This is a genomic window from Streptomyces sp. NPDC057950, from assembly GCF_042887295.1.
Taxonomy (GTDB): Bacteria; Actinomycetota; Actinomycetes; order Streptomycetales; family Streptomycetaceae; genus Streptomyces; species Streptomyces kaempferi.
Map to the genome: position 1 here is coordinate 25888 of NZ_JBHVPP010000014.1, position 21390 is coordinate 47277.

Annotated in this window: 20 protein-coding genes; 10 read left to right on the top strand and 10 right to left on the bottom strand. The window is 68.1% G+C overall.

Features of this window, described 5'->3' with window-relative positions:
* Positions 1–91 precede the first annotated feature (91 nt).
* Together ACFVTC_RS23035 and ACFVTC_RS23040 are read right to left on the bottom strand one after the other, a co-directional pair.
* The gene (locus ACFVTC_RS23035) at positions 92–1174 is read right to left on the bottom strand and encodes an inositol-3-phosphate synthase (RefSeq protein ID WP_390129847.1); all 1083 of its coding nucleotides are present in this window, start codon (positions 1172–1174) and stop codon (positions 92–94) included.
* 44 nt (positions 1175–1218) lie between these two features.
* A complete protein-coding gene (locus ACFVTC_RS23040; protein WP_390129849.1) occupies positions 1219–1926 on the bottom strand; it encodes a helix-turn-helix transcriptional regulator in 708 nt (235 codons plus the stop codon).
* A 374-nt stretch (positions 1927–2300) separates the two neighbouring features.
* On the opposite strand from ACFVTC_RS23040, the gene ACFVTC_RS23045 reads away from it, so the two are divergent.
* Positions 2301–4958, top strand: coding sequence for a transglycosylase domain-containing protein (locus tag ACFVTC_RS23045; protein WP_390129852.1), 2658 nt, complete (start codon positions 2301–2303; stop codon positions 4956–4958).
* A 182-nt stretch (positions 4959–5140) separates the two neighbouring features.
* The gene (locus ACFVTC_RS23050) at positions 5141–6646 is read left to right on the top strand and encodes a glycosyltransferase family 87 protein (RefSeq protein WP_390129855.1); all 1506 of its coding nucleotides are present in this window, start codon (positions 5141–5143) and stop codon (positions 6644–6646) included.
* Between the two features lie 135 nt (positions 6647–6781).
* Here the strand turns inward: ACFVTC_RS23050 and ACFVTC_RS23055 are convergent, their stop codons facing one another.
* The 3 genes from ACFVTC_RS23055 to ACFVTC_RS23065 form a co-directional block, all read right to left on the bottom strand.
* Positions 6782–7813, bottom strand: a complete 1032-nt coding sequence (locus tag ACFVTC_RS23055; protein WP_168529032.1) for an alanine racemase — start codon at positions 7811–7813, stop codon at positions 6782–6784.
* A 143-nt stretch (positions 7814–7956) separates the two neighbouring features.
* Entirely contained in the window at positions 7957–9078 is a 1122-nt protein-coding gene (locus ACFVTC_RS23060) for a lipid II:glycine glycyltransferase FemX (protein ID WP_390129856.1), read from the bottom strand.
* 213 nt (positions 9079–9291) lie between these two features.
* A complete protein-coding gene (locus tag ACFVTC_RS23065) occupies positions 9292–9606 on the bottom strand; it encodes a hypothetical protein (protein ID WP_390129858.1) in 315 nt (104 codons plus the stop codon).
* A gap of 300 nt (positions 9607–9906) precedes the next feature.
* Between ACFVTC_RS23065 and rpsF the strand changes: the two genes are divergently transcribed.
* The 4 genes from rpsF to rplI all read left to right on the top strand — a co-directional run bounded on the left by rpsF (position 9907) and on the right by rplI (position 11639).
* Positions 9907–10197 carry a 30S ribosomal protein S6 gene (rpsF, locus tag ACFVTC_RS23070; RefSeq protein WP_005482942.1) on the top strand — a complete coding sequence of 97 codons (291 nt, stop codon included), beginning with the start codon at positions 9907–9909 and terminating at the stop codon, positions 10195–10197.
* A gap of 77 nt (positions 10198–10274) precedes the next feature.
* Positions 10275–10880 carry a single-stranded DNA-binding protein gene (locus ACFVTC_RS23075; RefSeq protein WP_390129860.1) on the top strand — a complete coding sequence of 202 codons (606 nt, stop codon included), beginning with the start codon at positions 10275–10277 and terminating at the stop codon, positions 10878–10880.
* Between the two features lie 57 nt (positions 10881–10937).
* The gene (gene rpsR / locus ACFVTC_RS23080; RefSeq protein ID WP_003949403.1) at positions 10938–11174 is read left to right on the top strand and encodes a 30S ribosomal protein S18; all 237 of its coding nucleotides are present in this window, start codon (positions 10938–10940) and stop codon (positions 11172–11174) included.
* Positions 11175–11192: 18 nt separating this feature from the next.
* The gene (rplI, locus tag ACFVTC_RS23085) at positions 11193–11639 is read left to right on the top strand and encodes a 50S ribosomal protein L9 (protein WP_148009270.1); all 447 of its coding nucleotides are present in this window, start codon (positions 11193–11195) and stop codon (positions 11637–11639) included.
* A gap of 200 nt (positions 11640–11839) precedes the next feature.
* Here the strand turns inward: rplI and ACFVTC_RS23090 are convergent, their stop codons facing one another.
* Positions 11840–13177 carry an MATE family efflux transporter gene (locus tag ACFVTC_RS23090; RefSeq protein WP_390129862.1) on the bottom strand — a complete coding sequence of 446 codons (1338 nt, stop codon included), beginning with the start codon at positions 13175–13177 and terminating at the stop codon, positions 11840–11842.
* Between the two features lie 459 nt (positions 13178–13636).
* On the opposite strand from ACFVTC_RS23090, the gene dnaB reads away from it, so the two are divergent.
* The gene (dnaB, locus tag ACFVTC_RS23095) at positions 13637–15112 is read left to right on the top strand and encodes a replicative DNA helicase (RefSeq protein ID WP_390129863.1); all 1476 of its coding nucleotides are present in this window, start codon (positions 13637–13639) and stop codon (positions 15110–15112) included.
* A gap of 109 nt (positions 15113–15221) precedes the next feature.
* Here dnaB and ACFVTC_RS23100 read toward each other — a convergent pair whose 3' ends face one another.
* Complete coding sequence (locus tag ACFVTC_RS23100; protein WP_390129865.1) at positions 15222–15785, bottom strand: dihydrofolate reductase family protein; 564 nt, start codon at positions 15783–15785, stop codon at positions 15222–15224.
* Positions 15786–15962: 177 nt separating this feature from the next.
* Here ACFVTC_RS23100 and ACFVTC_RS23105 point away from each other — a divergent pair, with 177 nt between their 5' ends.
* Positions 15963–17348 carry a serine hydrolase domain-containing protein gene (locus ACFVTC_RS23105; RefSeq protein WP_390129866.1) on the top strand — a complete coding sequence of 462 codons (1386 nt, stop codon included), beginning with the start codon at positions 15963–15965 and terminating at the stop codon, positions 17346–17348.
* Positions 17349–17438: 90 nt separating this feature from the next.
* On the opposite strand, the gene ACFVTC_RS23110 is transcribed toward ACFVTC_RS23105, so the two are convergent.
* Together ACFVTC_RS23110 and ACFVTC_RS23115 are read right to left on the bottom strand one after the other, a co-directional pair.
* Positions 17439–17891 carry a GNAT family N-acetyltransferase gene (locus ACFVTC_RS23110; RefSeq protein WP_390129868.1) on the bottom strand — a complete coding sequence of 151 codons (453 nt, stop codon included), beginning with the start codon at positions 17889–17891 and terminating at the stop codon, positions 17439–17441.
* A gap of 42 nt (positions 17892–17933) precedes the next feature.
* Positions 17934–18392 (bottom strand): MarR family winged helix-turn-helix transcriptional regulator, encoded by a 459-nt coding sequence (locus tag ACFVTC_RS23115; RefSeq protein ID WP_168529024.1) that lies wholly within the window; start codon positions 18390–18392, stop codon positions 17934–17936.
* 142 nt (positions 18393–18534) lie between these two features.
* Between ACFVTC_RS23115 and ACFVTC_RS23120 the strand changes: the two genes are divergently transcribed.
* Positions 18535–19743: an MFS transporter gene (locus tag ACFVTC_RS23120; protein WP_390129870.1), complete on the top strand. Its 1209-nt coding sequence runs from the start codon at positions 18535–18537 to the stop codon at positions 19741–19743.
* Positions 19744–19860: 117 nt separating this feature from the next.
* On the top strand, positions 19861–20286 hold the full coding sequence (locus ACFVTC_RS23125; protein WP_390129873.1) for a heme-binding protein: 426 nt from the start codon (positions 19861–19863) through the stop codon (positions 20284–20286).
* Positions 20287–20371: 85 nt separating this feature from the next.
* Here ACFVTC_RS23125 and ACFVTC_RS23130 read toward each other — a convergent pair whose 3' ends face one another.
* Positions 20372–21238, bottom strand: a complete 867-nt coding sequence (locus ACFVTC_RS23130) for a GNAT family N-acetyltransferase (protein ID WP_390129875.1) — start codon at positions 21236–21238, stop codon at positions 20372–20374.
* Between the last annotated feature and the right edge of the window lie 152 nt (positions 21239–21390).

The following is a 21390-nucleotide window of genomic DNA, read 5'->3' on the forward strand; positions in this document are numbered from 1 at the left end:
CGACGCTGCGCGCGCGGCGTCCCGTCGGCCCGCGGTGCCTTGTCGTACGGGCACTGCGGACCGTGTCGGCCGGCGTTCGGCGCCTGTCTTTCTAGCGCTCGACCTCGCCCTGGATGAACTTCTCGACGTTGGCGAAGGCCTCGTCGTCGAAGTACTGGACCGGCGGGGACTTCATGAAGTAGGACGACGCCGACAGGATCGGGCCGCCGATGCCGCGGTCCTTGGCGATCTTCGCGGCGCGCAGGGCGTCGATGATGACACCCGCCGAGTTCGGGGAGTCCCAGACCTCGAGCTTGTACTCCAGGTTCAGCGGAACGTCACCGAAGGCACGGCCCTCGAGACGGACGTACGCCCACTTGCGGTCGTCGAGCCAGGCCACGTAGTCCGAGGGACCGATGTGGACGTTCTTCTCGCCCAGGTCGCGGTCGGGGATCTGCGAGGTGACGGCCTGCGTCTTCGAGATCTTCTTGGACTCGAGGCGGTCGCGCTCCAGCATGTTCTTGAAGTCCATGTTGCCGCCGACGTTGAGCTGCATGGTGCGCTCAAGACGGACACCGCGGTCCTCGAACAGCTTCGCCATCACACGGTGCGTGATGGTCGCGCCGACCTGCGACTTGATGTCGTCGCCGACGATCGGGACACCGGCCTCGGTGAACTTGTCCGCCCACTCCTTGGTGCCGGCGATGAAGACCGGGAGGGCGTTGACGAAGGCGACCTTGGCGTCGATGGCGCACTGGGCGTAGAACTTCGCCGCGGCCTCGGAACCGACGGGCAGGTAGCAGATGAGGACGTCGACCTGCTTGTCCTTGAGGACCTGGACGATGTCGACCGGCGCCTCGGCGGACTCCTCGATGGTCATGCGGTAGTACTTACCGAGACCGTCCAGGGTGTGACCGCGCTGGACCGTGACGCCCTTGTTCGGGACGTCGCAGATCTTGATGGTGTTGTTCTCGCTGGCACCGATGGCGTCGGAGAGGTCGAGGCCGACCTTCTTCGCGTCGACGTCGAACGCGGCGACGAACTCGACGTCACCGACGTGGTAGTCGCCGAACTTGACGTGCATCAGGCCGGGGACCTTGGTCGCCGGGTCGGCGTCCTTGTAGTACTCGACGCCCTGAACCAGCGAGGCGGCGCAGTTGCCCACGCCGACGATGGCTACGCGAACCGAACCCATTCCGGTTGCTCCCTGTGTGTACGAGGTGAAGCCCCGACTGGACCTCACGTGGTGGTGTCGTCGGACGGATCCGGTCGGGAGTCATCCCGGTGCCGGGGCAGGCCGCCCGTCTCTCCAGATGTGCTGTGCTGCGGAGCGGGACCGTCGGAGGCACCTCGGGAGGTGTCTTCGGTGGCGGGACCCTTGACGTCCCGGCCCGCCCGCTCGCTTTCGATGAGCTCGTTCAGCCAGCGCACTTCGCGCTCCACGGACTCCATTCCGTGGCGCTGGAGCTCAAGGGTGTAGTCGTCGAGGCGCTCCCGGGTGCGTGCCAGAGAGGCGCGCATCTTCTCCAGGCGCTCCTCGAGCCGGCTGCGGCGGCCCTCCAGTACGCGCATGCGTACGTCGCGTGACGTCTGCCCGAAGAAGGCGAAACGAGCGGCGAAGTGTTCGTCCTCGTACGCGTCGGGACCCGTCTGCGAGAGCAGCTCCTCGAAGTGTTCCTTACCTTCGGCCGTCAACCGGTAGACGATCTTGGCGCGACGCCCTGCGAGAGGGACGGCCAGGGCGTCCTCCGGGGTGTTCCCCGATTCCTCGATCAACCAGCCGTTGGCGACCAGCGTCTTGAGGCAGGGGTAGAGCGTCCCGTAGCTGAACGCCCGGAACACACCGAGTGACGTATTGAGTCGTTTGCGCAGCTCATAGCCGTGCATCGGGGACTCGCGGAGCAGACCGAGAACGGCGAACTCGAGGATCCCGGAGCGCCGGCTCATGTCGCCTCCTGTCTGTCGCGGCCTCCTCGGCACGTTCTTTATGCCGAGCTGATGTATCGACTCGATACATCAGCACGATAGAACGGCCATCCGTCTGCGACAAGAGGGGCCACGGTGAACGGCGTCACATCACCGATTCATACGAAGCAAGTTGCCTGATTTGAGGTGAACTTCGGAGCTAGGTGGGTTTTGACGGTGCGTAGTCTGTGCGCCATGCAAAACCACCGGGAACCGAGTGACGCCTGAGGACGTCTTCGTCCTCGGTGCAGTACGGGTGAATGTGTGATCGACCGCATCCGTACTTCGGGGGGACCGGAAACCAGCCGCCGTTTCCAGGCGCGCAAGGGTGCGCCTGCCCTAGGAGTAGTCGTTCGATGAGCGAGCACCGTCGCAAACCGCCGCAGCAGCAGGGCGGCGGACGTGCCGCGGCCCGGCGCGGCCAGCCCGGCCCGTCCGCCGACCGCCGCGCGACACCGCGAGGCGCCACCGGGTCACCTTCCGACTCCTATGAGTCACCCTCCGGCTCCGGTGGGTCAGGGGGTGAGGAGGAGCGCCCGTACAGTGGCCGCGCCGAGGCCCGGCGCGCGGCACAGAGAAGCAGTGGCGGCGGACGCCGCAGAGGCACGGAAGCAGCCGGATCCGGCGGCCGCCGCGGTGGTCCCGGCGGCCCGAACGGGCCAGGCCGTGGCCGTCCCTCGGGACCCGTCAAGAAACGCTTCATCGACTACCCGCGCGCGGGCCGGTCGGGGGGTGCCCGGTGGGTGCCGTCCTGGAAGCTGGTGACGGGCACGTTCCTCGGCTTCCTCGGCGGACTGATGGTGGCCGCGGGGATCGGGTACGCCATGGTCGGCATCCCGAGCGTGAATGACACGGCCCTGGCCCAGAACAACGTCTTCTACTGGGCCGACGGCACACAGATGGCAGCCACCGGCGGCCAGACGAACCGCCAGATCGTGGGGCCGGAGGAGATCCCGAGCGCCATGAAGAACGCGGTGGTCTCGGCCGAGAACGCGTCCTTCTACCAGGACAAGGGTGTCGACCCGACGGGTATCGCCCGAGCCTTCGTCAACATGGCGCGGGGCGGTGAGACACAGGGTGGTTCGACCATCACCCAGCAGTACGTGAAGAACACCTACCTGAGCCAGGACCAGACCGTCTCCCGCAAGTTCAAAGAGCTGTTCATCTCCATCAAGGTGAACTCGAAGCTGAGCAAGGACCAGATCCTCGCCGGCTACCTCAACACCGCCTACTACGGGCGCAACGCCTACGGCATCCAGGCCGCGGCCCAGGCCTACTTCGGCCGGGACGCCCGCAAGCTCACCGCCGGACAGTGCGTCTTCCTCGCGTCCGTCCTCAAGGGACCGAACCTGTACAACCCCGACGGCGGTGTCGGCGCGCTGGCCACGCAGGACGCCAACACCAAGCGGGTCAAGGAACGGTGGACGTGGATCCTGGACCGTGAGGTCAAGGTCGGGAAGATGACCCAGACCGATCGGGACAAGGTCACCAAGTTCCCCGACATCAAGAAGCAGACCTCGTCCCTGTCCGGACAGACCGGTTACCTCGTCGACATCGCGAAGGAATTCGTCGCGAAGAAGATCGGCACCACTCCGGAGCAACTGGAGCAGGGCGGCTACCGGATCTACACGACCTTCGACAAGACGAAGGTCACCCAGCTGGAGAAGGCCGTCGAGGCGACGAAGAAGAGCTTCCTCAACGCCAAGAAGCGCCCCAAGACCGACAAGAACGTGCAGTTCGGCGCGGCGTCGGTCGACCCGAACAGCGGCGCGATCGTGGCGATCTACGGCGGCGACGGCTACGACAAGGGCCACTACTCCAACAACGCCAACACGACGGGTGTGCCGGTCGGCTCGACCTGGAAGCCCATCGTGCTGGCCTCCGCGATGAAGTACGGAACGTACAAGACCGAGGGGCAGCCGCTCTCGCCGATGAGCCGGTACAACGGCGACGACCTTCTGGTGATCAAGGACCAGAACGGCGACCCGATCATGGGTAACAACGGGAAGCCGTTCCGCCAGAAGAACGAGGGCACCAAGGCCTGGGGCATGGTGTCGCTCAAGAAGGCCATGGAGCAGTCCATCAACTCGCCGTTCGCCCAGCTGGGCGTCGACGTGGGCCTCTCCAAGACCCGGAAGGTCGCGGAGTCCATCGGCATCCTGCCGGACTCGTTCGACAAGGGGAATCTGAACAACGTCTCCTTCTCGCTCGGTACCTCCACCCCCAGCGCCATCCGCATGGCCGACGCGTACAGCACCTTCGCCGCTTCGGGGACGCACTACGACCCGTACTCGGTCACCAAGGTGGTCAGGGACAGCAAGACGTTCCCGCAGTTCAAGCCACCGGCGAAGCTGGAGGCGCTGGACGCGAACGTCGCCAACAACGTGACGGACGTCCTGAGGAACGTCGTCCAGAACGGAACCGGCCAGAAGGTCAAGGACATGGGATTCCCCGTGGCCGGTAAGACGGGTACGACCGACGAGAACAAGTCGGCGTGGTTCGTGGGCTACACCCGGGAGCTGACCACGTCCGTCACCCTGTTCAGGACCGAGCCGGACAAGGGCAAGCTGCTCTCGATGAACGGCACCGGCGGTGTGCCCTCCGTCCACGGTGGTGACATCCCGGCCCAGGTCTGGCGGGACTACATGGCCGAGGCACTGAAGAACTCCAAGCACGAGGACTTCCCGCCGGCCGAGAAGCTCGGTGAGATCCTCAACGCGAGCCCGACCCCGAGTGCCACCCCGTCGGCCACCTCGACGCCGTCGTCGACCCCGACGCCGAGCGACACCCCCAGCCCGACGATCAGCAACTCTCCCTCCCCCACGACGAGCGAGACCTGCGGCAAGTTCGACTGGACCTGCGGTAACAACGGCGGGACGGACGCGGGTGGCACCGGCAACGGCGGGACGGACGGAGGCGTCACCAACAGTCCCACGGCCACCAATACCGCCGGCAACGGCGGAGGCAACGGCAATGGCAACGGCGGTGGCTTCATCCGAGGCCAGACCGGCTGAGTGAGGGACAACCGGGCCGAGCGACAGACGCGAGCCTGACGAAAGAGGGCCGACGGCACATGCCGTCGGCCCTCTTTCGTGTGGCGGCACCCTATGTGTCGTTGATCACAAGCGGGCGGGAGGGGAAGCGGCATCCGTCGTCGGCCACCGCGCTCTCAGGTCCGTACGGCAGGATGTGCGCCATGCCCAGTGCAGAGACGACGCGAGCGAGCGTGCGCGAGCCGGAGCCGGTGCGGCCGACCAAGGAGGACGAGGTCGCCGCGGCCGGCAGCGAGCTGATCGGCGGCCCCATCGGACGAAGGGCCCTGCTGGGGACGTCCTGGTGGACGCCCGTACGGGTCGTCGCGCTCGTCGCGATCGCCATGTTCGCCCTCGGCATGGTCCAGAAGCTGCCCTGCTACGACGGCGGCTGGTTCTTCGGGGCCAGCACCCAGTACACGCACGCGTGCTACTCGGACATCCCGCACCTCTACCAGGGACGCGGTTTCGCCGACGGTCTGGTGCCGTACTTCGACAAGCTCCCCGGCGACATGGACTACCTCGAGTACCCCGTGCTCACCGGTGTGTTCATGGAGGTCGCGGCCTGGCTCACGCCGGGCGGCGGCAGCATCCAGGACCAGGAGCAGATCTACTGGATGGTCAACGCCGGGATGCTCATGGTGTGCGCGGCGGTCATCGCCGTGAGCACCGCGCGCACCCACCGCAGGCGCCCCTGGGACGGCCTCCTGGTGGCCCTGGCGCCCGCCTTCGCGCTCACGGCCACCATCAACTGGGATCTCCTCGCCGTGGCCCTGCTGGCCGCCGCGATGCTCATGTGGTCACGGGGCCGTGCCCTCGCCTTCGGCATCCTGATCGGACTCGCCACCGCCGCCAAGTTCTACCCGTTCCTGGTGATGGGTCCGCTGCTCGTGCTGTGCTGGCGGGCCGGCAAGTGGCGCGAGTTCGGGGTCGCGCTGATGGGCGCGGTGGGCGCCTGGCTGGTCGTGAACCTTCCGGTCATGTACCTCGCCCCGGAGGGCTGGGCGAAGTTCTACAGCTTCAGCCACGACCGGGGGGTCGACTTCGGTTCGGTCTTCCTGTTCCTCTCGACCTGGTTCAAGATCACGATCACCGCCGACACGGCGAACGCCTGGGCGCTGGTCCTGATGGTGCTCGTCTGCGTGGGCATGGCCGCGCTCGCCCTCACCGCCCCGCGCCGCCCCCGCCTCGCCCAGCTCGCGTTCCTGATCGTCGCGGCGTTCGTCCTCACCAACAAGGTCTACTCGCCCCAGTACGTACTGTGGCTGGTCCCCCTCGCCGCGCTGGCCCGGCCGCGCTGGCGGGACTTCCTGATCTGGCAGGCGTGCGAGGTCGCGTACTTCCTGGGGATCTGGATGTACCTCGCGTACACGACCAGCGGGGAGGCCCACAAGGGCCTCTCCTCGCAGGGCTACCAGGTCGCCATCGCCGTCCACCTCCTGGGCACGCTGTACCTGTGCGCCGTGGTGGTCCGCGACATCTTCATGCCGGAGCGGGACATGGTCCGCAAGGCGGGCGACGACGACCCCTCGGGCGGAGTCCTCGACGGGGCGGAGGACGCCTTCGTCCTCGGGACCGCGGCCCATCCGCCCCGGCACGCGGCGCACTTCGACGGGCCGCCCGTGCAATGGGGCAACGGAGGCGCGGCCGTGGAGGACCGTTCGCCCTGAGCGAACAGCACGCCCCGGGGGCATGCGAAAAGGCCGTACACGGTGATCGTGTACGGCCTTTCGGTTGCTCACGGCCCCCGGCACCCCGGCCCCCTGGCCCCGCGCGCTCCGGTGAGGGAGGGCGGCGGCCCGGCGTCAGCGCTCGACTACGCGGTCGAACTGCGTGGTCGTGTGCCGCAGGTGGGCCACCAGCTCGTCGCCCACCCTCGGCTCCGTGGCGTCGGAGGGCACGAAGAGGATCGAGACCTGCATGTGCGGGGGCTCGGCGAACCAACGCTGCTTGCCCGCCCAGACGAACGGGGAGAGGTTCCGGTTGACCGTCGCCAGGCCGGCCCTGGCGACGCCCTTGGCGCGCGGCATGACGCCGTGCAGCGCCTTCGGAGCCTCCAGGCCCACCCCGTGCGACGTACCGCCCGCCACGACGACGAGCCAGCCGTCCGAGGCCGCCTTCTGCTGCCGGTAGCCGAAACGGTCGCCCTTGGCCACGGGCGTGACGTCCAGGACGGCCCCGCGGTACTCGGTCGCCTCGTGGTCGCCCAGCCACAGCCGCGTGCCGATACGCGCGCGGAACCGGGTCTGCGGGAACTGCTGCTGCAGCCGCGCGAGTTCCTGGGCCTTCAGATGGCTGACGAACATCGTGTGCAGCGGCAGGCGGGCCGCACGCAGGCGGTCCATCCAGCCGATGACCTCCTCGACGGCGTCCGAGCCGTCGGTACGGTCCAGCGGCAGGTGGATGGCGAAGCCCTCCAGCCGCACGTTCTCGATGGCGGAGTGCAGATGCGGCAGATCCTGCTCGCTGACACCGTGCCGCTTCATCGAGGACATCACCTCGATGACGACACGGGCGCCCACGAGGCCGTACACGCCGTCGATGGACGACACCGAGCGGATGACACGGTCGGGCAGCGGTACGGGCTCCTCGCCCCGCCTGAACGGCGTCAGGACCAGCAGATCGCCGCCGAACCAGTCCTTGATCCGGGCGGCCTCGTACGTGGTGCCGACGGCGAGGATGTCGGAGCCGAGGCGGGTGGCCTCGTCCGCGAGCCGTTCGTGGCCGAAGCCGTAGCCGTTGCCCTTGCAGACGGGGACGAGCCCCGGGAACTGCTCGGACACCTGCTTGTGGTGTGCCCGCCAGCGCGCGGTGTCGACGTAGAGCGTGAGCGCCATGGCCGGTCCCGGAACCTTTCTCGTGGCTGCGGTGTATCAGAGGTATGGAAGGAAAGTGTGGCTGATGCGCCGGACCGACGGAGCGACACCGGGCCGGATCAGCGGCTCGGCATGCTGTTCGGGCCGGCTCGGCGGCGTGCCCCTCAGCGGCGGGACATGTAGATGTCGAGCGCCTTGTGCAGCAGCTTGTTGAGCGGGAAGTCCCACTCTCCGAGGTACTCGGCCGCCTGGCCGCCGGTGCCCACCTTGAACTGGATCAGACCGAAGAGGTGGTCGGTCTCGTCCAGCGAGTCGGAGATGCCGCGCAGGTCGTACACCGTCGCGCCCAGGGCGTACGAGTCACGCAGCATCCGCCACTGCATCGCGTTCGAGGGACGGAACTCACGGCCGATGTTGTCCGAGGCGCCGTACGAGTACCAGACGTGACCGCCGACCACCAGCATCGTCGCCGCCGACAGGTTCACGCCGTCGCGCCGGGCGAAGTAGAGCCGCATCCGGTTGGGGTCCTCGGTGTTGAGGGCCGTCCACATGCGCTGGAAGTACGACAGCGGTCGAGGCCGGAAGTGGTCGCGGATCGCCGTGATCTCGTACAGCCGCTGCCACTCCTCGAGGTCGTGGTAGCCGCCCTGTACGACCTCGACGCCCTCCTTCTCGGCCTTCTTGATGTTGCGGCGCCACAGCTGGTTGAAGTTCTTGTGGACCTCTTCGAGGGAGCGGTTGGCCAGCGGCACCTGGAAGACGTAGCGGGGCTGTACGTCGCCGAAGCCCGCGCCGCCGTCCTCGCCCTGCTGCCAGCCCATGCGGCGCAGCTTGTCGGCCACCTCGAAGGCGCGCGGCTCGATGAAGTCGGCCTCGATGTCGCGCAGACGCTTCACGTCCGGGTTCTGGATGCCGCCCTTGATGGAGGTGGCCTCCCAGCGCCGGATGATCACCGGCGGACCCATCTTCACGGAGAAGGCGCCCTGCTGCTTGAGGTGCGCGAGCATCGGCTGCAGCCACTCGTCGAGATTCGGCGCGTACCAGTTGATGACCGGACCCTCGGGCAGATAGGCGAGGTAGCGCTTGATCTTGGGCAGCTGGCGGTACAGCACCAGCCCGGCGCCCACCATCTGGCCGCTCCTGCCGTCGAACCAGCCCAGGCTCTCCGAGCGCCATTCGGCCTTCACGTCGGCCCAGGCCGGGACCTGCATGTGGCTGGCCGAGGGCAGGCTCTGGATGTATGCCAGATGCTGCTCTCGGCTGATGGTCCTCAGGGTCAGGCTCATTCGGGGCGCTCCTCGGGCTGGTGTGTCCCCATGGGTACAGGGGCTCCGGCTCTCGCGCCGAAGCCTACTGCGCCCTGCGAGCGCCCCGTCTGGCCGTATGGAACCTGCGTCCTGACCGGTGCCCGGTCGGGACGATATGGGGTGTTGTGTCACCTGTCGGGGACCGTGCCGGCGGCCGCGGAGCGGGTCCGGGCCGCCCGGCCGCTGCGCCCCTCAGCCGATGATGCCGCCGAAGAGGCCGCCGTGTGCCATGCCGAGGAAGAAGCCGACCGCGGAGGCGCCGAGCCCCAGGATCAACCCGAAGCGCTGCCTGGTCGTCTCCGAGATGAACTGCCCGCTCGCACCGGTGAAGATGCCGATCAGTCCCGTCCAGGAGCTGATCAGGTGCAGGCTGTCGAACTGTGCCGTGATGAACGCCGTCACTCCGAGCACCAGGGTCACGGCGAGCAGGGTGTCCTGGAGCGGATGGGGCTTGTGGTCGGTGGCGAGCAGGGATCCGGCGGTGTTGGTTCGCACTGTCTGTGCCATAGGGCACCTCCTGCGGAAGGCGGCGCATCGTAGCGCCATACACACCCGATGTGTACAGATTGACGGTGACCCCGGCCGGATTTCAACCCGAAGCAGGTATGCAGGTACTCTGTACCCTCTGCACCGGTGTCTGCCCAGGCCGCGGCCAGGTCACGACAAGGACTCCCTTCGATCCGCCGAGCACTCGGTACATCGAACGGAGCCCGATTGTCAGTGGCGGCCGATACCGTTGCGTACGCATCACAACCCTCCTGCCACGGAACGACCGTGGCCGTTGAGTCCAAAGGAGGTGGGTTCCACATGCGTCACTACGAAGTGATGGTCATCCTCGACCCCGATCTGGAGGAGCGCGCTGTCGCCCCCCTGATCGAGAACTTCCTCTCCGTCGTCCGTGAGGGCAACGGAAAGGTCGAGAAGGTCGACACCTGGGGCCGTCGTCGTCTCTCGTACGAGATCAAGAAGAAGCCCGAGGGCATCTACTCGGTCATCGACCTGCAGGCCGAGCCTGCGGTCGTCAAGGAGCTCGACCGCCAGATGAACCTGAACGAGTCGGTCCTCCGGACCAAGGTCCTCCGTCCCGAGACCCACTGAGCTCTCCAGCTCAGCTGATCTCGGGCATCGAGTAGCAGCACCAGCAGCCAGCAGCAAACCCGCCGAGAGGTTCCCCCATGGCAGGCGAGACCGTCATCACGGTCGTCGGCAATCTTGTAGACGACCCCGAGCTGCGCTTCACCCCTTCCGGTGCGGCGGTCGCGAAGTTCCGTGTCGCGTCCACCCCCCGCACCTTCGACCGTCAGACCAATGAGTGGAAGGACGGCGAGAGCCTGTTCCTGACCTGCTCGGTCTGGCGTCAGGCGGCGGAGAACGTCGCCGAGTCGCTCCAGCGAGGCATGCGCGTCATCGTGCAGGGCCGGCTGAAGCAGCGGTCCTACGAGGACCGTGAGGGCGTCAAGCGCACGGTCTACGAACTGGACGTGGAGGAAGTCGGCGCCAGCCTGAAGAACGCCACGGCCAAGGTCACCAAGACCACCGGCCGCGGCGGTCAGGGTGGTTACGGCGGCGGTGGCGGCGGCCAGCAGGGCGGCGGCTGGGGCGGAGGCTCCGGCGGCGGCCAGCAGGGCGGCGGCGGTGCCCCCGCGGACGACCCCTGGGCCACCGGCACTCCCGCCGGTGGTGGCAACCAGGGCGGCGGTGGCGGCTGGGGCGGAAGCTCCGGCGGTTCCGGCGGTTCCGGCGGTTCTGGCGGCGGCTACTCGGACGAGCCCCCCTTCTAGGCCTTCCGGCCGAGGGTGGGTCGTACCCCCACTTCTTGATCACACAGGAGAAACACCATGGCGAAGCCGCCTGTGCGCAAGCCTAAGAAGAAGGTCTGCGCTTTCTGCAAGGACAAGGTCACGTACGTGGACTACAAGGACACGAACATGCTGCGGAAGTTCATTTCCGACCGCGGCAAGATCCGTGCCCGCCGCGTGACCGGCAACTGCACGCAGCACCAGCGTGACGTCGCCACGGCCGTGAAGAACAGCCGTGAGATGGCGCTGCTGCCCTACACCTCCACTGCGCGATAAGGGAAGGGTGACCGAGACATGAAGATCATCCTCACCCACGAGGTCTCCGGCCTCGGTGCCGCGGGCGACGTCGTCGACGTCAAGGACGGCTACGCTCGCAACTACCTGATCCCGCGGAACTTTGCGATCCGCTGGACCAAGGGCGGCGAGAAGGACGTCGAGCAGATCCGTCGTGCTCGCAAGATCCACGAGATCGCGACCATCGAGCAGGCCAACGAGATCAAGGCCCGCCTCGAGGGCGTCAGGGTCCGCCTGGCCGTTCGCTCCGGCGACGCCGGTCGTCTCTTCGGCTCCGTCACCCCGGCCGACATCGCTTCGGCGATCAAGGCTTCCGGTGGCCCCGAGGTCGACAAGCGCCGCATCGAGCTGGGCTCGCCCATCAAGACCCTGGGCGCCCACGAGACGTCCGTGCGTCTGCACCCCGAAGTTGCCGCCAAGGTCAACATCGAGGTCGTCGCTGCCTGAGTGCAGCGCTCGGCATAGCCGAGAGAAGGGCCGTACCTCCTGGGGTACGGCCCTTCTTCGTTTCACGTGAAACGAGAGACTTCCCCGGAATCAGGGGTTTCACGTGAAACGCAGGTTTCGTGTGCCGCCCGTTTCACGTGAAACGGGCGACGGGCCGGACGGGTTCACGCATGTGTGCGTCGGTGTGGTCGCTCGCTCGATCAGCGTGTGGCGCCCGTGACGATCCAGAGTCCCGAACGGGAACGAAGCCAGAGGGTCAGCATTCTCAGCGCCATCATCAACGTCATCGCCCCCCACAGTGCCGTGAGCCCACCGCCGAACGCGGGCACCAGCAGTGCGACGGGTGCGAAGACAGCGAGGGTCAACAGCATGGCCCACGCCAGATACCGTCCGTCCCCCGCGCCCATGAGGACTCCGTCCAGGACGAAGACGATTCCGCTGATGGGTTGGGAGACGGCCACCAGAATCAGTGCGGGAAGCGCGGTGTGCTGGACGGCCGGATCGCCGGTGAACAACGGGAGGAACAGCGGCCGGGCGACGAAGACCAGCAGGCCGAGGACGACGCCCGAGGCGATGCCCCACTGGACCATGCGTCGGCACGCCTCGCGGGCACCCTCAGCGTCGTTCGCGCCGAGGTAGCGTCCGATGATGGCCTGCCCGGCGATGGCGATCGCGTCGAGCGCGAAGGCGAGCAGACTCCACAGGCTCATGATGATCTGGTGGGCGGCGATGTCCGCGTCCCCGAGACGGGCCGCTACGGCAGTGGCGATCATGAGGATCGCCCGTAGTGACAGTGTCCGCACCAGCAGGGGGGCGCCGGCCTGGGCGCAGGCCCGGATACCGGCGGCGTCCGGTCGTAGCGAGGCCCCGTGCCGCCGGGCTCCGCGTACGACCACGAACAGATAGGCCGCGGCCATGCCGAACTGGGCGATGACGGTTCCCCAGGCTGAGCCAGCGATACCCAGTCCGGCGCCGTAGACGAGCCCGGCGTTGAGCGCGGCGTTGGCCACGAAGCCGGCGACGGCGACATAGAGGGGAGTCCTCGTGTCCTGCAGACCTCGCAGGACACCGGTGGATGCGAGGACGATGAGCATCGCGGGGATGCCGAGGGAGGAGATGCGCAGATACGTCGTCGCGTAGGGGGCGGCCGTCGGGGAGGCGCCGAAGAGCCCCACCAAGGCGGGGGCCGTGGGCAGGACGGTGACGATGACGACGGTGCCGAGCAGCAGCGCGAGCCAGATGCCGTCCATGCCCTGGCGGATCGCGGCTCGCAGATCACCCGCGCCGACCCGGCGGGCAACGGCGGCGGTGGTGGCGTAGGCGAGGAAGACGAAGACGCTGACGGCCGTCACGAGGAGGGCCGAGGCGATACCGAGGCCGGCCAGTTGCGCGGTGCCGAGATGGCCGACGATGGCGCTGTCCGCCAACACGAAAAGAGGCTCGGCGACGAGTGCGCCGAAGGCCGGGACGGCCAGCGCGACGATCTCTCGGTCGTGCCGGCGTCGGGCGGCCTTGGGCGCCGGGGGAGCCTGTGTCATGGGCACCAATCTAATCTTCCACAGGTAAGAGATGCAAAGTATTCGTGACCCTTACTGACCAGGCCGCCGGGCGTGTCGGCGCGCACCGTTTGAAGGGATCTTGGTCCGGCCGGGAAAGTTTTTCTTCTGCACAGCCGGTGGACGGTGAAAGGCCAGGTCAGAAGTGTTGATGAGTCCTCGCTGAGGGCTTGTTCACAGGGCTGTCCACCGGGTCGTGCACAGGTTTTGTGGGGTTCTCCACAGCATCTGGGCCGTCGTCCACATGGCCTGTGGATAACCAGATTGGCTGACGGTGCCCGCGGGCCTAACGTGGTGCGGCGCCCGCTCTCTCCACCGCCCTCGGAAACCTCGCAAAACCGACGCGTCAGAACCGGAGTTGGGCTCCTTATTTGTCAGTGCCGTGCCGTAGAAATATTGGGCACGGCTAGGTCCGCTCGGCGGACGGGAGGAGGTGGCTCGGTGAGTATTTCCGAGCCCTTGGACGACCCGTGGGCCGACAGCGGTCCCAGTGATCGTCTGCCCGCTTCCCGTCAGCGCCGCGACACCGGGCGATCCCGTGACGAGCAGCACGACCGGGACCGGGACAGCGGCGCGTGGGAAGGCGGAGGTTCGTCCTTCGAGCGCGTGCCCCCCCAGGACCTGGACGCCGAACAGTCCGTCCTCGGTGGCATGCTCCTGTCCAAGGACGCGATCGCCGACGTCGTCGAGGTGCTCAAGGGCCACGACTTCTACCGGCCCGCGCACGAGACGGTCTACACGGCGATCCTCGACCTGTACGCCAAGGGCGAGCCGGCCGACCCGATCACCGTCGCGGCCGAGCTCACCAGGCGGGGCGAGATCACCAAGGTCGGCGGCGCGTCGTACCTCCACACCCTCGTCCAGACGGTCCCGACCGCGGCCAACGCGGAGTACTACGCGGAGATCGTCCACGAGCGCGCGGTGCTGCGCCGTCTGGTCGAGGCCGGCACGCGCATCACACAGATGGGATACGCGGCCGACGGTGACGTCGACGAGATCGTCAACAGCGCCCAGGCCGAGATCTACGCGGTCACCGAGCAGCGCACCACCGAGGACTACCTGCCGCTCGGCGACATCATGGAGGGCGCCCTCGACGAGATCGAGGCGATCGGTTCGCGGTCGGGGGAGATGACCGGTGTACCGACCGGCTTCACGGACCTCGACTCGCTCACCAACGGGCTGCATCCAGGCCAGATGATCATCATCGCGGCCCGTCCCGCCATGGGTAAGTCCACGCTCGCACTGGACTTCGCACGGGCCTGCTCCATCAAGCACAACATGCCCAGCGTGATCTTCTCCCTCGAGATGGGGCGCAACGAGATCGCGATGCGTCTGCTCTCCGCCGAGGCGCGCGTGGCACTGCACCACATGCGGTCCGGCACGATGACCGACGAGGACTGGACCCGGCTCGCGCGCCGCATGCCGGACGTCTCGGCAGCGCCGCTCTACATCGACGACTCTCCGAACCTGTCGATGATGGAGATCCGCGCCAAGTGCCGCCGCCTCAAGCAGCGCAGCGACCTGAAGCTCGTCGTGATCGACTATCTGCAGCTGATGCAGTCGGGCGGCAAACGGTCCGAGAGCCGGCAACAGGAGGTCTCCGACATGTCGCGAAACCTGAAGCTGCTGGCCAAGGAGCTGGAGCTGCCGGTGATCGCGCTGTCGCAGCTCAACCGTGGTCCCGAACAGCGCACGGACAAGAAGCCCATGGTCTCCGACCTGCGTGAATCCGGCTCGATCGAGCAGGACGCGGACATGGTGATCCTGCTGCACCGCGAGGACGCGTACGAGAAGGAGTCACCACGGGCGGGCGAGGCGGACATCATCGTCGGCAAGCACCGTAACGGCCCGACGGCCACGATCACGGTGGCGTTCCAGGGCCACTACTCCCGCTTCGTGGACATGGCACAGACCTGATCCGGGGCGGCTCCGCAGGCTCTCAAAGGCCGTGGCGGAATCTCACGGCAACTGGCAGACGGATGGCAGAAATGCCACTGCCATGAGACGAGCGCGTGGCTGCTGCTGCTCAGCGCCTCCTCTCGTACCTGGTCAGGATCACGCCGCCGGGAAGCGTCCGCGTCTCCACCAGGTTCAGGTTCACCCAGCTGTCCAGCGCGGTGAAGAACGGCGTGCCGCCGCCCACCAGGACCGGCGCGGTGGCCAGCACGTACTCGTCGATCAGCCCGGCCCGCATGGCCGCCCCGGCGAGCGTCGCGCCGCCGATGTCCATCGGGCCGCCGTCCTCGGCCTTGAGCCGGGTGATCTCGGCGACCGCGTCGCCGGTGACCAGGCGGGTGTTCCAGTCGACCTTGTCGATCGTCGAGGAGAACACCACCTTCGACATGTCCCGCCAACGGCGCGCGAACTCGGCCTCCGCCGGGGTGGCGTCGGGCTGCTGGTCGCCGGTGGGCCAGTAGGAGCTCATCGTGTGCCACAGCTTGCGCCCGTACAGCGACAGGTCGGTCGCCAGCAACTGGTCGGACCAGAACTGGAACAGCTCGTCGCTCGGCACACTCCAGCCGATGTCGTCGCCGGGCGCGGCGATGTAGCCGTCCAGGGTCAGGTTCATGCCGTAGATCAGTTTCCGCATGGCGCGGGCCCTCCGTGAGTAGGTCTCACGCGTACAGACCGGCGCGGCACGGGAAACTCATCGGTGCGCGATCTGAACTCGCATCTGGCTCTCGTTCTCGGTGGCTCGGCCGTGGACTCGTCGTTCCGCCGAGGAAATGGACTCGACGTGTGGCGGCGGTCCGGGTGGACTGGGGGTATGACAACACCTCAGGAAGAGCTGCTTCCCGCCACACGCCGGGCTCTGTCGCACCGGATCGCAGCCGCTCAGGCCGACGGACGGGCACCGTCGCTGGTCGCCGCGGTGGTCCGGGGTGGGCAGACGGTGTGGCACGGATCGCGGACCTCGGTGGACGGGCACGGACCGGACGAGAACGTGCAGTACCGGATCGGCTCGATCACCAAGACCTTCACCGCCGTGCTGGTGCTGCGGCTGCGCGACGAAGGGCTGCTGGATCTGGGCGACCCACTGGAGAAGCATCTGCCGGGAACGGGCGCGGGGGAGGCGACCATCGCCCAACTCCTCTCGCACACCGCCGGCCTGGCGGCCGAGACACCGGGCCCCTGGTGGGAACGTAGCCCCGCGTCGTTGCGGCCCGAGCTGGCCGATGTCCTCGGCGAGCAGCCTTTTCTTCACCCGGTCGGGCGGCTTCATCACTACTCGAACCCGGGCTACACCCTGCTCGGTGCTCTGGTCGAGGAGGTGCGCGGGGCTCCGTGGGAGGAGGTCCTGCGACGCGAGGTACTCGAACCCCTGGGCCTGCACCGCACGAGTGGGCTCCCGCAGGCCCCTCACGCGGGCGGCTGGGCCGTGCACCCGTGGGCGGACGTCATGATGCCGGAGCCCGCGGAGGACCTCGGCCGGATGGCCCCCGCCGGGCAACTGTGGTCCACCACGGGCGACCTGGCGCGCTTCGCGGTCTTCCTGGTGGAGGGGGACGACCGGGTGCTCAGCGCGGAGTCCCTCCGGGAGATGCGGACGCCCGCGGCTCCTCTGGACGCCGAGGAGCTGGCGTCGGGCGACGCCTACGGCCTGGGACTGCAGGTGCTGCGCCGTTCGGGCCGGATTCTCGCGGGCCACTCGGGGTCCCTGCCCGGCTTCATGGCAGCCCTCGTCATCGGCGTACGGGACGACGTGTCGGCCGTGGTCCTGACCAACTGCACCTCCGGCCCGCAACCGTTGTCGGTGGCAGCCGATCTCGTACGCATCGTCGCCGAGGCCGAGCCGCGGATCCCCGAACCATGGCGTCCGGCCCCTGGGATCGAGCCGTCCGTACTGGAGTTGGCGGGACCCTGGTACTGGGGTACTCAGGGGTGTGCGCTGCGCCTCACCGCCCACGGCATGGTCGAGCTGGGCCCGATGGCGGGTGCCGGCCGCCGTTCACGTTTCAGGCCGAACGACGACGGGACCTGGACGGGACTGGACGGCTACTACACGGGGGAGCTGCTGCGGGCCGTACGGCGCCCCGACGGGTCCCTGAGCCACCTGGACCTCGGGTCGTTCGTCTTCACGCGTCAGCCGTACGACCAGAGCGCTCCTGTGCCCGGTGGGGTGGACCCCGAGGGCTGGCGCGGCATCGCATAGGCGTCGATGCGGGGAGAGGCGTCCTGTTTCACGTGAAACAGGACGCCTTGGCGTGGATGGGGTTCATCGCACTGTTGCGGTCGGGTGCGCTCAGAGCGCCAGTTTGAAACCCACGTGCGAGGCGGTGAAGCCGAGCCGCTCATAGAAGCGGTGGGCGTCCGTGCGACTCGCGTCGGAGGTCAGCTCGACCAGCCGGCAGCCCTGGCGCCGGGATTCATCGACCGCCCACTCGATGATCCGGGTGCCGAGGCCGCTGCCGCGCTCGTCGGTACGCACCCGGACCCCTTCGATGAGAGCGCGGGTCGAGCCTCTGCGGGACAGTCCGGGAATGACGGTGAGTTGCAGAGTGCCGACGACCTGCCCGGCGCGAACGGCGACGACCAGGTGCTGGTTGGGGTCCCCGCTGAGCCGTTCGAGCGCGGCCAGATAGGGAGTCAGATCGTCCGGCGACTCCCGCTGGGCACCGAGCGCATCGTCGGCGAGCATCGCGACGATGGCGGGAACGTCATCCGCGACGGCCGGTCGGATCTCAAGATCTCCCATGGCCGCAGCCTATACAGCGGTGGAAACCCGTCTGTGCAGGGCCTATGCGGGTACGCTCGCCGACTCCACGACACGGACCAGGGGTGCCAGCGCCGGGTTCTCGGCCGCTTCGTCGAGTGCCTCGCGCAGGGCGGCGTCATTGGTGGGCCGTGCCTCGTCGAGCAGTGCGAGGCCCGCCTCGCTGACGTTCGTGTAGATGCCGCGGCGGTCGGTAGGGCAGAGGTAGCGGGACAGCAGCCCGCGGTCCTCGAGCCGGGTGACCAGTCGGGTGGTGGCGCTCTGGCTGAGCACGACCGCGTCCGCGACCTGCTTCATCTGCAGATGACCGCCCTCGCCGTCGTGCTGTCGGCTGAGCACATCGAGCAGGGAGTACTCCCGCACGCTCAGGTCGTGCCCGGCCTGCAGGGCGCGTTCGATGTGGGCCTCGATCCTCCCGTGCAGCAGGGAGAGGGCGCACCACCCTTGTGCGAGGGCAGTGAGCGCGGGGTCCGTGGCAGTCATGGCGTGTTCCTCCGTCCCGGAGTGGCTGACACCAGGGTAGGGCACAGGCGCAATAGACCGCTCTTGCGTTTAACCCGCGCCTGCAACTATTGTGAACGCAAGCAAAGCGCTCCTGCAATCTTTTGGGAAGGTGTATCCCACCATGCCTCTCGCGCTTCTGGCCCTCGCGATCGGGGCCTTCGGAATCGGAACCACCGAGTTCGTGATCATGGGTGTGCTGCCTGAGGTCGCCGGCGATTTCGGTGTCTCCATCCCCACGGCCGGGCTCCTGGTGACCGGTTACGCCCTGGGCGTCGTGATCGGCGCCCCGATCATGACCGCGCTCGGCACGAAGGTGTCCCGCAAGCGGATGCTGATGCTGCTGATGGGGCTCTTCGTCCTCGGCAACCTGCTCTCCGCCGTGGCGCCGGTCTTCGGACTGATGCTGGTGGGCCGGATCGTGGCATCGCTCGCCCATGGCGCGTTCTTCGGCATCGGATCGGTCGTCGCCGCCGAGCTGGTCGCGCCCGAGAAGAAGGCGGGCGCGATCGCCATGATGTTCAGCGGACTCACCATCGCCAACGTGGTGGGTGTCCCCCTGGGCACGCTGGTCGGTCAGTCCGCGGGCTGGCGGGTCACCTTCGCGGGTGTGGCCGCCCTCGGCGTGATCGGTCTGCTGGGCGTCGCCAAGCTGGTCCCCGAGATGCCGAAGCCCGAAGGCGTCCACCTCCGCCATGAACTCGCCGCCTTCAAGAACGTCCAGGTCCTGCTGGCCATGGCGATGACCGTGCTCGGCTTCGGCGGCGTCTTCGCGGCCATCACCTACATCGCGCCGATGATGACCCACGTGACCGGCTTCGCCGACAGTTCCGTCACCTGGCTGCTGGTCCTCTTCGGCCTCGGCATGGTCGGCGGGAACCTCATCGGCGGCAGGTTCGCCGACCGGGCGCTGATGCCGATGCTGTACACGTCCCTGGGTGGCCTGGCCGTCGTCCTCGCACTGTTCACCGTGACGGCGCACAACAAGATCCTCGCGGCGGTCACGATCGCCCTGATCGGCGCGCTGGGGTTCGCGACCGTGCCACCGCTCCAGAAGCGCGTCCTCGACCAGGCCCACGGCGCCCCCACCCTGGCCTCGGCCGTGAACATCGGCGCGTTCAACCTCGGCAACGCCCTCTCGGCCTGGCTCGGCGGAATCGTCATCGCAGGGGGCCTGGGCTACACGGCACCCAACTGGGTCGGTGCCGCCCTGGCCGCAGGGGCACTGGTCCTCGCCGTCTTCTCGGCCGCTCTGGAGCGCCGGACCGATGCCCCGGGGGCCGTCGTCACCGAAGGCGTGTCCGCCGAGCAGCGGACCGCTGTCCACCACTGAGCCCACCGGCTCGCCCACTCATCTGCCCGACCGTCAGACGCCCCCCTCGCGACGACCGACCCGGTCCCCCATGGCCGGCCCCGGCCGAGTACAGGCCCCACAAGGAGAACACCCTTCATGAGCACCACTGCCACCGCTGTCACCCCGCTGAGCACCGAGGACGCCGAGGTTCTCCTCTCCGCGGCCCGCCAGGCGGCCGAGGCATCCGGAGTCGCGGTCAGCGTCACCGTCCTCGACGCGGGCGGTCATCTGCTCGCCTTCCGGCGAGACGACCGGGCTGTCCTGATCTCCGGCGAGACCAGCACCCGCAAGGCATACACCGCCCTCCAGCTGGACTCCGCCACCGCCGACCTCGTCGACGCGGTCCAGCCCGGCGCCCCCTTCCACACGCTGCCCACCGCGCTCGACCGCCCGTTGCTGTTCATCGCGGGCGGTGTGCCGGTCCACCGTGGCGGCCGTCTGATCGGCGCCGTCGGTGTCGGCGGTGGAGCGCCGGAGCAGGACCACTCCTTCGCCGTCGCCGCCGTGGACACCCTCGTCTGATCGGGCCCCTCCGCCGAAGTGCCGTCCCAGCAGATGCCGGGACGGCACTTTCGTGCTGGGGAGGCCTCACCGGGTCAGCCGGCCCTCAGCCCGCCGCCACCGTCAGCGGGGCGAAGCGCCGCGTCCAGTCGCCGGGCAGCTCCGAGATCCCGTACGCCATCACGGCATTGAACCCGACGGATTCCAGGCCGCACTCCTTCACCCAGGACAGCAGCTCCTGGTGCCGTACGTCGATGTCCGTGCGCAGTGGACGGTCGGTGCGGGCGGCCAGCGAGCTGACGAGTGCCTTCGCGGTCTCCGTGTCGCGGGCGATCAGGGGACCTACGACATGGGTGTCCATGTTGGGCCAGGCAGCCGCGTAGCCGATGATCCGGCCGTTCTCCTCGGCCACGCGCAGCTGGTCGGAGAAGGCGGGCAGCCGCGTGATCACATGCGTGCGGTCGAGGCCGAAGATCTCCGAGTCGAGCCGGAGGATCCCGGGGAGATCCTCGGCGCCGGCCGGCCGTGTGGAGATCTCCGGTTCCGGCCCGCGGGGGACGAAGTGTCCACTGACCATCTCGGTGTGACCCGTGACCTTGAAGCCGAGTTCCTCGTAGAGCGGCCGCCCATAAGGGGTCGCGTGCAGGGTCAGTGGGGTGAGGCCCTTCTCGGCCACCACATGCCGCATCAGCCGCCGGCCGACGCCTTGGCGGGCGTACCGCTTTGCCACCAGCACCATGCCGATCGCCGCGAGTTCGGGCCGGCTTGGCGTTCCGTACTCGGTCACGACGCACGCGGTGACGAGGCCGCCGTCCGGGGCGTCGATGCCGTATCCCTTCCCCGCTGTCAGAAGCAGACCCCATTTGTGTTCTTCGCGGGCCCACCCCCGGTCCTCGGACAGGTCGGCGCACGCGGTGAGATCGCGGAGCGTCAGACGACGGATGGGCAGAGCAAGGAGAGAAGGTGTCGACACGCAGGTCAGGCTGTCCGACACATACCCCTGACGTCCACCTGTTTGCCCGGGGACACATGCGCTTTTGGCCATACGGTCCCCCTCGGTAACGGGTGCCTGCAGGCGTTTCACGTGAAACAGCGAAGACCGCTCATGCCACTAGCCTCGGCTCG